This window comes from Rhodococcus sp. NPDC058505 (genome assembly GCF_042720095.1).
GTDB lineage: Bacteria > Actinomycetota > Actinomycetes > Mycobacteriales > Mycobacteriaceae > Rhodococcus_G.
This window is the reverse complement of sequence record NZ_JBHXNB010000014.1, coordinates 9,937-23,284: the sequence shown is the minus strand read 5'-3', so window position 1 is coordinate 23,284 and position 13,348 is coordinate 9,937. Positions and strand designations below refer to the sequence as shown.

The window sequence follows — 13,348 nt, the reverse complement described above, 5'->3', positions numbered from 1 at the left end:
GTCAGCACGGAAAGGGCGGCCAGGCTTGTGAGTATTGCCACGACGGAGGAGCAGCGGGCGGTCCAGGAATCGATCCGATCCTGGGCCCGTTCCGCGAACCCGGTCGAGACGCTGCGTCAGGGTCCGGCCGACTCGTGGCGCGAGCATTGGAGCGCGCTCGCCGAGCTCGGCCTGTTCATGGTCGCGCAGACGGAGGAGGTCGGCGGCGCGGACGGCGAGATCGTCGACCTGGCGGCGATGCTCGAGGAGGCCGCCGCCGCCCTCGCCGCGGGCCCGGTACTGTCCACGGCGCTCGCGGCGCTCGTCGTCGGTCGCAGCGGCGAACCGGCAGCGAAGCAGTGCGGACCGGAGCTGTCCGAGGGTGCCCTCCCGGTCGGGGTTGCCCTCGACGGTGACGTCGCGGCGGAGCCGGGCCCCGATGGCGGCCTGGTGCTTCGCGGTGCGGCAGGCCTGGTGCTTGGCGGCGCCCCCGATCTCGGGGTGTTGCTGCCCGCCACCGTCTCCGGTCGGGAGGTCTGGTGCCTGGTCGAGGCCGGGGCGGAGGGCCTGTCGGTTGACGCCGTGCAGAACGTCGACGTCAGCGTTCCGCTCGCGTCGGTCAGCTGCGACGGGGTGCGGGTGCCCGCCGAGCGGGTGCTGTCCGACCTGCGGCCGGGGCTGGTCCGCGACCTCGCCGCGACACTCGCGGCCGCCGAGGCGGCCGGGATCGCCGGCTGGTGCCTGAACACCGCCGTCGAGTACGCCAAGATCCGCGAGCAGTTCGGCAAGCCGATCGGATCGTTCCAGGCGATCAAGCACCTGTGCGCCGAAATGCTGTGCCGCACCGAGCAGATCCGTGCCGTCGCGTGGGACGCCGCCGTCGCGGCGGAGTCCGGTGAGGAGCTGCCGATCGCGGCCGCGGTCGCCGCGTCGGTCGCGCTGGACGCCGCCGTGGACACCGCGAAGGACTGCATTCAGGTGCTCGGCGGCATCGGGTTCACCTGGGAGCACGACGCGCATTTCTACCTGCGTCGGGTCGTGGCGCTGCGGCAGCTGCTCGGCGGCGGCGCCGCCTGGCGCGCCCGGGTCGCGGAACTGACCCGCGCGGGTGACCGCAGGCACCTCACCGTCGACCTCGGCGATCTCGAATCGCGGCGTGCCGCGGTGCGCACCGAGATCGAGGCGATCGTCGCGCTCCCCGAGGCGGAGCGCCGGGTGGCGTTCGCCGAATCCGGCTACCTGGCACCGCATTGGCCGGCGCCGTACGGCAAGTCCGCGAAGGCCGCCGAGCAGATCCTGATCGGCGAGGAACTCGTGCGCGCCGAACTGGAGACCCCGAACCTGGTCATCGGCTGGTGGGCGGTGCCGACCATCCTCGAGCACGGCACCGCCGAGCAGATCGAACGGTTCGCGATGCCGACCCTGCGCGGCGACCTGATCTGGTGCCAGCTGTTCTCCGAGCCGGGCGCCGGTTCCGACCTCGCCGCCCTGCGCACCACCGCGGAGAAGGTCGACGGCGGCTGGATCCTCAACGGGCAGAAGGTCTGGACCTCGCTCGCGATGGAGGCGGACTGGGCGATCTGCCTGGCCCGCACCGACAAGGACGCACCGAAGCACCGCGGCATCACCTACTTCGTGGTGGACATGAAGTCCGCGGGCATCCGGATCTCCCCGCTGCGCGAGATCACCGGCGACGCCCTGTTCAACGAGGTGTTCCTCGATGGCGTGTTCGTGCCCGACGAGTGCGTTGTCGGGCAGGTGAACGGCGGCTGGAAGTTGGCCCGCACCACCCTCGCCAACGAGCGGGTCGCGATGAGCGGCGGCTCCTCGCTCGGCAAGGCGATGGAGGAGCTCCTCGACCTGGCCGGCCGCGGCGGCACCGACCCGGTGACCGAGGACCGGATCGGCTTCCTGGTCGGCGAGGCACTGGTTGGGTCGCTGCTCGAGCACCGCACCACGCTGCGGCAGCTCGACGGGCAGGACCCGGGTCCGGCGTCGAGTGTGCGCAAGCTCGTCGGTGTCCGGCACCGGCAGGCGGTCGCCGAGTACGCGCTCGAGCTGGCAGGCGTCGGCGGCGCGGTCGAGGGCCCGCTGTCCCGGGAGTTCCTCAACACCCGCTGCCTGTCGATCGCGGGCGGCACCGAGCAGATCCTGCTCACCGTCGCCGCCGAGCACCTGCTCGGGCTGCCGCGCGGCTGACCACTACGCACTTCTACAGGACGGAAATCTCAGGTGGACTTCACTTTCGGTAGTGAACAGCAGGCGGTGGCCGAGGTGGCCGCCGCGGTGCTGGAGACAGCCGCGAGCGCCGAGGCGCTCGCGGCGATGGACCGTGGCGCCCCGGTGTGGGACACCACGCTGTGGCGTCGGCTGGCGGACGAGGGCGTGCTGTCGCTGCCGCTGCCGGAATCGCTCGGCGGCGACGACCTCGGCATCGCCGAGATCGGCGTGCTGCTCGGGCAGGTCGGGCGCAAGGCCGCTCAGGTGCCGGTGCTCGAGACCCTCGGCTTCGGTGTGCTGCCGCTGCTCGCGCTCGGCGGCGACCCGCAGCGGTTCCTCGCTGGCGTCGCGGGCGGCGGGATCCTCACCGCGGCGCTCGCCGAACCGGGTGCCCCGCTGCCCGCGGTCCCCGCCACCACGGCGACCGCCGACGGCGACGGCTTCGTGGTCACCGGTCGCAAGGTCGGTGTCCGCTACGCGGAGCAGGCCGCCTACGTGCTGGTGCCGACCTCCGCCGGTGTCGCCGTCGTCGCCCCCGACGCCGACGGGGTCACCCTGACCCGCACCTTCACCGCCTCGCTCGCCCCCGAGTACACGATGGCGCTCGACGGGGTGCGGATCGACGCCGGCGCCCTGCTCACCGGCGCCCCGGTCGAGGCGCTGTACCGGATCGCGCTCGCCGCGGTCGCCGCGCAGGCGGCGGGCCTCGGCACCGGGATGACCAACCTCACCGCGAAGTACGTGAGCGGTCGGGAACAGTTCGGCAAGCCGATCGCGGTCTTCCAGGCCGTCTCGCAGCAGCTCGCCGACTCTTACGTCACCGCCCGCACCCTCGAACTGGCCGCGACCTCGGCCTGCTGGCGGCTCGCCGAGGGACTCGACGCCACCGAGGACACCGCGGTCGCCGCCTACTGGCTCGCGGAGCAGCTGCCGGTGTCGATGCAGCAGTGCAGCCACCTGCACGGCGGCATGGGCGCCGATGTCACCTACCCGGCGCACCTGTTCTACGAGCAGACCAAGGACCTGGCCCGCCTCGTCGGCGGTCCCTCGTCCCGACTGACCATTCTTGGCGCGCTCAGCGCCCGCGACCTCGGTGTGGAGGCAGCATGCTCATCGATCTGACCCCCGAGCAGCGCAAGCTCCAGGCGGAGCTGCGCAAGTACTTCGCCGACCTGATCTCGCCCGACGAGGCCGAGGCGATGCTCACCGACCGGCACGGACCGGAGTACCACGAGGTCATCCGCCGGATGGGCCGCGACGGCTGGCTCGGTGTCGGCTGGCCGACGGAGTTCGGCGGCAAGGGTTTCGGTGAGATCGAGCAGCAGATCTTCACCAATGAGGCGGTTCGCGCGGACGTGCCGTTGCCGTCGGTGACGCTGCAGACCGTCGGCCCGACGCTGCAGGTGTACGGCACCGAGGAGCAGAAGGCGAAGTTCCTGCCCGGCATCCTTTCCGGCGAAGTGCATTTCGCGATCGGCTACACCGAGGCCGAGGCGGGCACCGACCTGGCGTCGCTGCGCACCACCGCGGTCCGCGACGGCGACGACTACATCGTCAACGGGCAGAAATACTTCACCACCGGCGGCCACGCCGCCGACTACATCTGGCTCGCGGTGCGGACCGGCAGCACCGAGGACCGGCACCGCGGCATCTCCATCCTGATCGTCGACACCACCGATCCCGGCTTCTCCTCCACCCCGGTGATCACCGCCGACGGCGCGCACCACGTCAACGCCACCTACTACGAGAACGTCCGCGTCCCAGCGTCGATGCTGGTCGGCGAGGAAAACAAGGGCTGGCGCCTGATCACCACCCAGCTCAACCACGAGCGTGTCATGCTCGGCCCGTGCGGCCGCGTCGGCGGACTCTACGACCACGTCAGCGAGTGGGCCGGGCGTCCCGGACCGGACGGCAACCCGCTGCTGACCCAGCCCGACGTGCAGCGCGCGCTCGGCGAGATCCGCGCGATCTACCGGCTCAATGAGCTGCTCAACTGGCAGGTGGCCTCGCAGACCGGGGCGCTCAACATGTCGGACGCGTCGGCGACGAAGGTGTTCGCGACCGAGCAGATCCAGCGGATGGGCAGGCTCGCCGAGGAGATCGTCGGACGCTGGGGCGACCCGGCGGACCCGGAGACCGGGCACCTGCTGCGGTGGCTGGACGCGCAGACCAAGCGCAACCTGGTGATCACCTTCGGCGGTGGCGTCAATGAGGTCATGCGTGACCTCATCTCCACCGGCGGCCTCGGCCTGCCGAAGGTGGCGCGGCGATGACCGACATCGACATTCTCGCTGCCGCGCAGCAGGTTCGGGACGCCGGCGGCAGCGCGCCGCGGCGTGGCCGGGACCCGATCAACCAGCCGATGGTGAACAACTGGGTCGAGGCGATCGGTGACCGCAACCCGATCTACGTCGACGCGGACGCCGCGAAGGCCGCCGGGCACGACGGCATCGTCGCCCCGCCCGCGATGGCGCAGGTGTGGACCATGCGCGGGCTCGGCGCGGTGCGCGAGGCCGACGACCCGCTCGGCCGGATGACCGACATCCTCAACGAGGCCGGGTTCACCTCGGTTGTCGCCACCAACTGCAACCAGACGTACCACCGGTACCTGGCCCCGGGCGACGAGGTCACCATCGAGTCGGTCCTCGAAGACGTTGTGGGACCGAAGAAGACCGGGCTGGGGGAGGGCTGGTTCTTCACCACCCGCAACTTCTGGCGGGACGCCGACGGCGAGGTCGTCGCGGAGATGGAGTTCCGGATCCTCAAGTTCCGGCCGCCCACCGCGGAGCCCGCCGCGGCCGAGCAGCCTGCCGCGGCCCGCGCGGCCAGCGGCGACGCCGTCGACGACCTCGACGGCGCCCGGCTGATGCGTCCGCAGGCCTCGCGCGACACCCAGTTCTTCTGGGACGGCGTCGCCGCCCACGAGCTGCGCCTGCAGCAGCGGCCGGACGGGTCGCTGCAGCATCCGCCGGTGCCGGCGCTCTGGAAGCCGAAGGGCGAGACCACCGACTACGTCGTCGCCTCCGGCCGCGGCACCGTCTTCAGCTACGTCGTGCACCGGGCACCGCAGGTTCCGGGCAGGCAGCTGCCGTTCGTGATCGCGCTGATCGAACTCGAGGAGGGGGTGCGGATGCTCGGCGAGCTGCGCGGCGTCGACCCCGAGGCCGTGGAGATCGGGCAGCCGGTGACCGTCGATTTCCTCGACTTCCCTGCCGACCCGGACAACGAGAAGCGGGGTCCCTGGACCCTGTACGCCTGGCGACCCGTTGAGGAGCAGCGATGACCACGACCGTGCAGGTACCCCCGGCGCAGCCGCCGGTCGTCGCGGTCGGCGACGCGCTGCCGTCGCTCGCGATCGAGGGCACGCCCACGTTCATCACGGCCACCGCGCTGGCGACCCGGGACTTCGAGGACGTGCACCACGACCGGGACCGCGCCCAGCAGCGCGGCTCGAAGGACATCTTCGTCAACATCCTCACCGACACCGGCCTGGTGCAGCGGTACGTCACCGACTGGGCGGGCCAGAAGGCCGTCGTCCGGTCCATCTCGCTGCGCCTCGGTGTGCCCTGGTACGCCTACGACACCCTCACCCTCACCGGCACGGTCGAGTCGATCGACGACGGCCTGGTGACCGTCGCGGTCACCGGCACCGACTCGCTCGGCAAGCACATCACGGCCACGGTCACGCTGGTCATGGACGGTTCGGACGCGAAGGGGGCGGGCGCATGAGCGGTCTGTCAGGGCAGGCGGCGATCGCCGGCATCGGCGCCACCGACTTTTCCAAGGACTCCGGCCGCAGCGAACTGCGCCTGGCCGCGGAGGCGGTGAACGCCGCCCTCGCCGACGCCGGTCTGACCGCCGCCGACGTCGACGGTCTGGTGTCGTTCACGATGGACACCAACATCGAGATCGCGGTCGCCCGCGCGCTCGACATCCCGGAGTTGAAGTTCTTCTCCCGCATCCACTACGGCGGCGGCGCCGCGTGCGCGACGATCCAGCAGGCGGCCCTCGCCGTCTCGTCGGGTGTCGCGGACGTGGTGGTGGCGTACCGGGCGTTCAACGAGCGGTCCGGGCATCGGTTCGGCCAGGTCGACACCGGCCTGGTCAACCGCGTCGACTCGTCCGGGGCGGACTACGCGTTCTCGTACCCGCACGGGCTGAGCACCCCGGCGGGCACGGTCGCGATGATGGCCCGCCGGTACATGCACCAGTACGGCGCCACCAGTGAGGATTTCGGCCGGATCGCGGTCGCCGACCGCAAGCACGCGGCGACCAACCCGAACGCCTTCTTCTACGGCAAGCCGATCACCCTCGAGGACCACCAGAACTCGCGGTTCATCGCCGAGCCGCTGCACCTGCTGGACTGCTGCCAGGAGTCCGACGGCGGCATCGCGATCGTGGTGGTGTCCGCGGAGCGCGCCAAGGACCTCAAGCAGAAGCCGGTGTCCATCGCCGCCGCGGCGCAGGGCAGCGCCAAGGACCAGTACACGATGATGAGCTACTACCGGCCCGATCTGGCCTGCATCCCGGAGATGGAACTGGTCGGCAACCAGCTGTGGCAGCAGTCCGGTCTGCGTCCGCAGGACATGGACATGGCGGTGCTGTACGACCACTTCACCCCGTACGTGCTGATGCAGCTCGAGGACCTCGGGTTCTGCGGCCGCGGCGAGGCGAAGGACTTCGTCCGGCAGCCCGGCGCCCTCGAGGTCGGCGGCGCGCTGCCGCTGAACACGCACGGCGGCCAGCTCGGCGAGGCGTACATCCACGGCATGAACGGCATCGCCGAGGGCGTTCGCCAGATCCGCGGCACCTCCGTCAACCAGGTGCCCGGAGCCGAGAAGGTGCTCGTCACCGCCGGCACCGGTGTGCCCACCTCGGGACTCGTGCTCACGGCCTGAGCCGCACGCGCCGAACGGGCGGTTACCGCGCGTCCCTCTCGAGGGATGGTCCGGTAACCGCCCGTTCGGCGTCTCCCGCCAACGCCGGTGCCGCGTCGGGGCGTCGGCGCCGGGTGATCGCCCACCCGACCAGCGCCGCGACCGGGAACATCACCACGCCGTATACCGCCGCCGGGACCGCGATGCGGGTGCTGTCGAGGAGGCTGATCGCGATCGTGATCGCCAGGGTGCTGTTGTGGATCCCGATCTCCATGGAGCAGGCAATGGACTGCCGATCGGAGACGCGCAGCGCCCGCGGGACGAGGTACCCGATGGCCAGGCTCGCCAGGCAGAAGAGCAGCACGACCAGCCCGACGTCCGCGAGGTAGCCGCCCACGTTCTCCCATTCGGCGGCGACGGTGCCGACGATGACCAGCGCCAGCACCACGGCCGACCCGATCCGCACCGGACGATCCATCCGGTCCGCGAACACGGGACGGATCCGGCGCACCCACACGCCGAGCGCGACCGGCACCAGCACGATCGCGAAGATCTGCACCACCTTGGCGAACTGCAGCCCCAGTGCGCCGCCCTCGGTCGGCTCGAAGTAGCCGATCGCGAGGTTGGTGACGAGCGGCAGCGTGACCACCGCGATCACCGAGTTGACCGCGGTGAGCGTGACGTTGAGCGCGACGTCGCCGCGGAACAGGTGCGAGAACAGGTTCGCCGTCGTCCCGCCCGGTGACGCGGCGAGCAGCATCATGCCGACCGCGAGGAGCGGGGACAGCCCGAACGCGAGTACCAGCCCGAACGCGATGGCCGGGAGCACCAGCAGTTGGCAGACCAGCGCGATCGCGACCGCCCGCGGATGCCGGGCGACGCGGGCGAAGTCGGCGACCGTGAGGGACAGGCCGAGCCCGAACATGATGATCGCCAGCGCGATCGGAAGGGCAGTCGTGGCGAGCGCGGAATCCATGGAGCCCCATCGAGGTCGGCGGCGGGCGGGTGCTCACGATATCGACCGCCGGTCCCCATCCGTGGAGGAACAGGACAATTCGGGGCATGGTGGACGGTGGCCCGCCCGCCGGGGTACCGGTGGTCGGGATTGCCGTGCGCCGAACGCGGCCCGCGCGGTAGTGATGACGTGCACCCGACTACGAGGAGGACAACGACATGGGCGAGTTCGACGGCAAGGTCGCACTGATCACGGGCGGTGCCAGGGGGCAGGGCCGCGCACACGCGGTCGCGTTCGCCGAGCAGGGTGCCGACGTGGTGATCTGCGACCGCTGCGAGGACAGCGACGTGGTGTTCTACCCGCTCGCCACCGAGGCGGACCTCGCCGAGACCGCGCGCCTGGTCGAGGCCGCTGGCCGGCGTTGCATCGCGGTCAAGGCCGACACCGCGGATCGGGCCGCGATGGACGCCCTCGTCGCGCGCGCCGAGGCCGAGTTCGGCAGCGTCGACATCGCGGTCGCGAATGCGGGCGTTTCGGTGGCCGCACCGGTCCAGTCGATGACCTCGGCGCAGTGGAACGAGGCGATCGCCAGCAACCTGACCGGTGTCTTCAACACCATCGGCGCGGTGGCACCGGGCATGATCTCCCGCGGGTACGGCCGGATCGTGACGATCTCGTCGATGCTCGGCCGCGCAGGCAACACCAACATGGCGGCGTACTCCGCGTCCAAGTGGGGTGTGATCGGCCTGACCAAGAGTTCGGCGCTCGACCTTGCCCAGGACGGCATCACCGTCAACGCGATCTCCCCAGGCAACATCTCGACGCCGATGATTCACAACGCCGCCCTGTACTCGATGATGCGTCCCGACCTCGAGTCCCCGACCCGCGACGACGTCGCCCCGGTGTTCGAGTCGCTGCACGCGCAGCCGGTGCCGTGGCTCGACCCGACCGAGATCACCCGCGCGGTCCTGTTCTTCGCGGCGGAGGCCAGCGCCCACATCAGCGGCACCGTGCTGCCCATCGACGCAGGCAACGCCGCGCGCGTGACCGGGTGACGGTCGGCGTCGCGGCGCCCGACGTCTCGACCGGTGCGGCGCGCCAACGCCTGATCGTCGCGGTGCTGAGCCTGACCGGTGTGGTCGTTGCGCTCCAGCAGACGCTGGTGGTGCCGATCCTCCCTGCGTTCAGCACGGCGTTGGGCGTGTCGCACACCACGACGTCCTGGTTGGTGACCGCGACGCTGCTGACCGGGGCGGTGGCCACACCCCTGATCGGCAGGCTCGCCGACCTGACCGGCAAGCGGAAGATGATGCTGCTGTGCCTGGCCGTGATGGTCGGCGGGTCGGTGGTCGCGGCGCTCGGGCAGAGCTTCCCGATGGTGGTGGCCGGTCGGGTGATGCAGGGATTCGCGATCGCGCTGCTGCCGGTCGGGATCGGCCTGTTGCGCGATGTGCTCGAGCCAGCCCGCCTCGGCGGTGCGGTCGCGCTGATGAGCGGCACCCTCGGGATCGGCGGCATGATCGGCATGCCGATGGCCGGTGTCATCTACGCGCACCTCGGCTGGCAGGCGCTGTTCTGGGTCTCCGGCGGTGTCGGTGTGCTGCTGGCGATCCTGTTGCCGCTCACCGTCCCCGAGTCGACGGTCCGGGCGAGGGGGCGATTCGACATCGCCGGCGCGGTGCTGCTGACCACCGGGCTGACGGCCCTGCTACTCGCCATCTCGAAGGGCGGGCAGTGGGGCTGGGGTGCCCCGGCCACGGTGGGATGCGCGGTGGGCGGCGCGCTGACCCTGACGGTGTGGATATGGCTCGAACTGCGCATCCCGGACCCGCTGGTCGACCTGCGGACCTCGTTGCTGCGTCCGGTACTGATCTCCAATGTGTGTGCGGTCCTGCTTGGTTTCGCGATGTTCCTCAGCGCGTACACGGCGACGCAGGAATTGCAGGCCCCCGTCGAATCCGGTTATGGCCCCGGGTTGTCCGAGGCGGCGGCCGGGCTGGCGATGATGCCGGGCGGGCTGCTGATGGTGGTGCTGGCCCCGCTGTCGGCGCGGATGACGAGGCGCCGCGGCGCCCGGGTCACCCTGGTCGTCGGGGCGATCGTCATCGCGGCGGGCTACCTCCTGCGGGCGGTGCTCGGGCCGTCGGTCGCGAACGTGACCGTTAGCGCCGCCATGATCTCCGGCGGGGTGGCCTTGACGCTGGCGGCGATGCCGGTGTTGATCACCGACGCGGTCCCGGTGGACCAGACCGCGACCGCGAACGCCGTCAACGGGCTGCTTCGATCCGTCGGCACCTCGTCGGCGGCCGCGGTCGGAGCGGCGGTACTCGCCGCGTCCACCCTCACCGTCTCGGGGGTGACGGTACCGACGCTGGGGGCCTTCACCGCCATGTACTGGATCGGGGCCGCGGTGTCGGTGGCGGCGGTCCTGGTTGCGCTGCTTCCGCTGCGGGGACGCTGACCGGCCGAAGGCCCGGTGCCGCAACGGCACCGGGCCTTCGGCCGGGGAGGGTGGATCAGGGCAGCAGCTGGTCCATGAACGAATTGCTGTACACCTTGTGCGGGTCGAACTCGTTGAACACCTGCACCGCGGTGTCCCAGTTGTCGGATGCGGGAAGGCCGTCGCGGTAGCTCTTCGGCAGCGCGCCGCTGATGATGCCGCCGTCGGTGTACGGCTTGTCCGGGCCGAACGCCCAGCCCTTCGACCACTCGGGACGGAAGGTGTAGTCGGCGCCCGTGTAGTGCGAGCGCATCCACTGCTCCATCTCGCGGTAGAACGCGAACATGCCGGGGGTGCCGGGCACGCCGAGCACGTTCAGCCAGATCGCGGTGTCCCATTCGGGGCGGTCCGGGCGCGGCCGCATCGCGGAGATCGTCGGCGCGCCTGCCGAGTCGACGAGCACGTCCGCGGCCTCGTCGAGACCGCAGCAGCGAATCTCGACCGGGCCGTTGAGCGGGAATTCGCCCTTGCCGCGGTAGTACTCGATCCGCTCGTTGAACCAGTGCGTGAAGTCGTGGATCACCTGACCGATGTTCGCCCGGCTGGTGATGACGGCGCCGCCGCCCTCGGTCAGCCGCAGCGTGGTCGCCTTGATGTAGAACTGGACGTCCTTCGACCAGCCCCAGATGTCGGTCGAGTTGGTGGCGGCCAGTCCAGCGACGGTGACCCCGTACATCGCGGGGCCGAAGAGCGGCGCGATGCCCGGCACGCCCGCGTTCATCTGACCGATCATGTCGGTGATCGGTTCGGGCAGGTTGTCGGAGAACGGATAGTTGTAGGGTCCGGTGACCTCTCGGGACCCGGCGGGCTTGTCCGGGGCCACCGTCCACACCTTCAGCCACGGCTTGTCGGTGAACGGGTACCAGATGGCCTCGACGCCGCCGTCGGACTTGACGAAACTCTCGAAGGTGCGGCCGTCCGCGCCCTTGGCGCCGAACATTTCCTCCCACCCGATGTTGGTGATGCTCCGGCAGCGCATCCGGAAGTTCGGCCCGGCCTGCATGGTCACCGACGTGATGAAGGTGCGCCCGAGTCCGGCCAGCAGCGGCTTGATCTTGGGATCGTTGCGGGAGAACGTGCGTTCCGCGTACTCGGTGCCGTTCCACACCACCGCGGTCAGTTCGGTGACGAGGTTCGACAGCGACCCGTAGGTGTGACCCTTCATCGCGCTCTGCCCGTCCGCGGGCAGGGCGGCGCCGTGCGCATCCACCGCGAGGCAGCCCGCGATGGTCAGGACCCCCGGCGCGGGCAGGTTCGCCCAGCCGAGCCCCTTGTCCTGCAGCGCGCTGGTGATGGCGCCGAGGGTGGCGCCCGGTCCCGCGGTGACGGTGGCCGGGCTGCCCGCGTTGACCGCGATGCTCGCCAGGTGCGTGGTGGTGTCGGCGAGGATCACCTTGTCGACGTTGGCGCCGTTCTCCACGGTGAGCGGGGTCCAGCCGTGCATCGCCCCGCGGGGGCGGATGGTGTAGCCGTTCTTGTGCGCCCAGTTGGTCAGTCGGACAACGTCACCGGCGTTGCGGGGGAACGCGGTCCAGGTGGCGTCCAGCATGATCTCCTTGGACCAGTTCTGGTACGCCTGCTGGGCGAGTTCGATGTCGGTCGGGAAGTCCGGCGGCGCGGGCAGCGTTGCGCCGCCAGCGGACCCGGACCCGGAGCCGAGCGATCCGGTGTCGAGCGGGAGGGCGTAGACCGGGGTCCACCCGCCCATCGCGGTGACGGCGAGGGCACCCGCGCCCGCGGTGAGGAAGCCGCGCCGGGAGAACCCGGTGGCGTTGTCCGATTTCGGCATGCAAGAACTCCAGTCGTAACGAGGGGGTGAGACCGAGCGAGGGCGCGCGTCCCGACAGCGCCGACCCGGAAGTTTAGGCGAGCGTAAGAACCACGTCTGCCAAAGCGGGCGAATTCTCGCGCGCCGGAACGGAAGCCGAGATCAGCAGCCGGTCCTGTTCCGCCCAGATCCGCACCAGCAGGGTCTCCCCGGGGTAGACCACACCGGCGAACCGGGCCTTGTAGCCCTTCACCCTCGATGCGTCGGCGGCCAGCGCGGTGTCCACCGCGGCCTTGCAGACGATGCCGTAGGTGCACAGCCCGTGCAGGATCGGGGCGGGGAACCCTGCACCGGTGGCGAAGTCGGGATCCGAGTGCAGCGGGTTACGGTCCCCGCACATCCGGTACAGCAGCGCCTGCTGCGGCAGGGTCGCGATCTCGACCTCGTGGTCCGGCGCGCGATCCGGAAGGGCGACCGCCTCGGACGGTCCGCGCTCACCGCCGAATCCACCCTCGCCGCGGGCGAAGATGGACGACCGGGCGGTCCACAGCGGGTTGCCGTCGGGATCGGTGGTGACCGATTCCTGCACGATCACCGCGGCCTTGCCCTTGTCCCAGACCTCGGCGATCCGGGTCGTGGTGCGGCCCTTGCCGGATGCCGGGATCGGCTGGTGCACGGTGACTTCCTGGCTGCCGTGCACGACCTTGGCGAGGTCGATCTCGACGCCGGGGAAGGAGACCTTCGGGGCCTCGGTGGCGTGGATGTTCGCGACGACCGTGGCGAAGGTCGGCAGCACCTGCGGGGCGGCGTCGTCGAGGTAGCGCAGTTCGGCGGCGTCGAGCGGACGCACGCCCGCACCGACGCCGAGGTGGTAGAGCTGGACGTCCGAGGCGGTCCAGGTGAAGTCCTGGGCCGGAAGTTCGGCGCCGATCGCGATCGAGGGGTCGATGGGCACGAATGGATCCTGTTCTGTCGTGGGTAGCGGTGCGCCCATCGGCCGGCCCCCGCCGCCGTCCCCGCGGCCCGCGCCACCGCGGGCTAAAATTAGA

10 protein-coding genes and 1 pseudogene are annotated in these 13,348 nt (G+C 70.8%); 8 read left to right on the top strand and 3 right to left on the bottom strand.

Features of this window, described 5'->3' with window-relative positions; all coding sequences use genetic code 11:
• The first annotated feature begins 27 nt into the window (after positions 1–27).
• From ACFWPA_RS12555 to ACFWPA_RS12530, 6 genes are read left to right on the top strand one after another with little or no spacing between them, the layout of a single operon-like run.
• Complete coding sequence (locus tag ACFWPA_RS12555; RefSeq protein ID WP_378507426.1) at positions 28–2,178, top strand: acyl-CoA dehydrogenase family protein; 2,151 nt, start codon at positions 28–30, stop codon at positions 2,176–2,178.
• Positions 2,179–2,211: 33 nt separating this feature from the next.
• On the top strand, positions 2,212–3,321 hold the full coding sequence (locus tag ACFWPA_RS12550; protein WP_378507425.1) for an acyl-CoA dehydrogenase family protein: 1,110 nt from the start codon (positions 2,212–2,214) through the stop codon (positions 3,319–3,321).
• On the top strand, positions 3,306–4,472 hold the full coding sequence (locus tag ACFWPA_RS12545; RefSeq protein WP_378507424.1) for an acyl-CoA dehydrogenase family protein: 1,167 nt from the start codon (positions 3,306–3,308) through the stop codon (positions 4,470–4,472). The genes ACFWPA_RS12550 and ACFWPA_RS12545 overlap by 16 nt, the downstream gene beginning before the upstream one ends.
• A complete protein-coding gene (locus ACFWPA_RS12540; RefSeq protein WP_378507423.1) occupies positions 4,469–5,482 on the top strand; it encodes a bifunctional MaoC family dehydratase N-terminal/OB-fold nucleic acid binding domain-containing protein in 1,014 nt (337 codons plus the stop codon). The genes ACFWPA_RS12545 and ACFWPA_RS12540 overlap by 4 nt, the downstream gene beginning before the upstream one ends.
• Positions 5,479–5,928: a MaoC family dehydratase gene (locus tag ACFWPA_RS12535; RefSeq protein ID WP_378507422.1), complete on the top strand. Its 450-nt coding sequence runs from the start codon at positions 5,479–5,481 to the stop codon at positions 5,926–5,928. The genes ACFWPA_RS12540 and ACFWPA_RS12535 overlap by 4 nt, the downstream gene beginning before the upstream one ends.
• A complete protein-coding gene (locus ACFWPA_RS12530; protein ID WP_378570366.1) occupies positions 5,925–7,097 on the top strand; it encodes a lipid-transfer protein in 1,173 nt (390 codons plus the stop codon). Before ACFWPA_RS12535 ends, ACFWPA_RS12530 begins: the two co-directional genes overlap by 4 nt.
• Before the next feature lie 22 nt (positions 7,098–7,119).
• Here ACFWPA_RS12530 and ACFWPA_RS12525 read toward each other — a convergent pair.
• Positions 7,120–8,055 (bottom strand): annotated as a pseudogene (locus tag ACFWPA_RS12525) (bile acid:sodium symporter family protein); the annotation flags it as partial.
• A gap of 194 nt (positions 8,056–8,249) precedes the next feature.
• Here ACFWPA_RS12525 and ACFWPA_RS12520 point away from each other — a divergent pair.
• Entirely contained in the window at positions 8,250–9,086 is an 837-nt protein-coding gene (locus ACFWPA_RS12520) for a mycofactocin-coupled SDR family oxidoreductase (protein WP_378507409.1), read from the top strand.
• Positions 9,083–10,492, top strand: coding sequence for an MFS transporter (locus ACFWPA_RS12515; protein ID WP_378570364.1), 1,410 nt, complete (start codon positions 9,083–9,085; stop codon positions 10,490–10,492). The genes ACFWPA_RS12520 and ACFWPA_RS12515 overlap by 4 nt, the downstream gene beginning before the upstream one ends.
• Before the next feature lie 55 nt (positions 10,493–10,547).
• Here the strand turns inward: ACFWPA_RS12515 and ACFWPA_RS12510 are convergent, their stop codons facing one another.
• Together ACFWPA_RS12510 and ACFWPA_RS12505 are read right to left on the bottom strand one after the other, a co-directional pair.
• On the bottom strand, positions 10,548–12,320 hold the full coding sequence (locus ACFWPA_RS12510; protein WP_378570361.1) for a cholesterol oxidase substrate-binding domain-containing protein: 1,773 nt from the start codon (positions 12,318–12,320) through the stop codon (positions 10,548–10,550).
• Between the two features lie 73 nt (positions 12,321–12,393).
• Complete coding sequence (locus ACFWPA_RS12505) at positions 12,394–13,254, bottom strand: MaoC/PaaZ C-terminal domain-containing protein (protein WP_378570359.1); 861 nt, start codon at positions 13,252–13,254, stop codon at positions 12,394–12,396.
• Positions 13,255–13,348: the final 94 nt, after the last annotated feature.

Bases quoted from the DNA above. Each gene is read 5' to 3' on its own strand.
- ACFWPA_RS12530 (WP_378570366.1), top strand. From the start codon at position 5,925: ATGAGCGGTCTGTCAGGGCAGGCGGCGATCGCCGGCATCGGCGCCACC.
- ACFWPA_RS12535 (WP_378507422.1), top strand. From the start codon at position 5,479: ATGACCACGACCGTGCAGGTACCCCCGGCGCAGCCGCCGGTCGTCGCG.
- ACFWPA_RS12545 (WP_378507424.1), top strand. From the start codon at position 3,306: ATGCTCATCGATCTGACCCCCGAGCAGCGCAAGCTCCAGGCGGAGCTG.
- ACFWPA_RS12510 (WP_378570361.1), bottom strand. From the start codon at position 12,320: ATGCCGAAATCGGACAACGCCACCGGGTTCTCCCGGCGCGGCTTCCTC.
- ACFWPA_RS12520 (WP_378507409.1), top strand. From the start codon at position 8,250: ATGGGCGAGTTCGACGGCAAGGTCGCACTGATCACGGGCGGTGCCAGG.
- ACFWPA_RS12540 (WP_378507423.1), top strand. From the start codon at position 4,469: ATGACCGACATCGACATTCTCGCTGCCGCGCAGCAGGTTCGGGACGCC.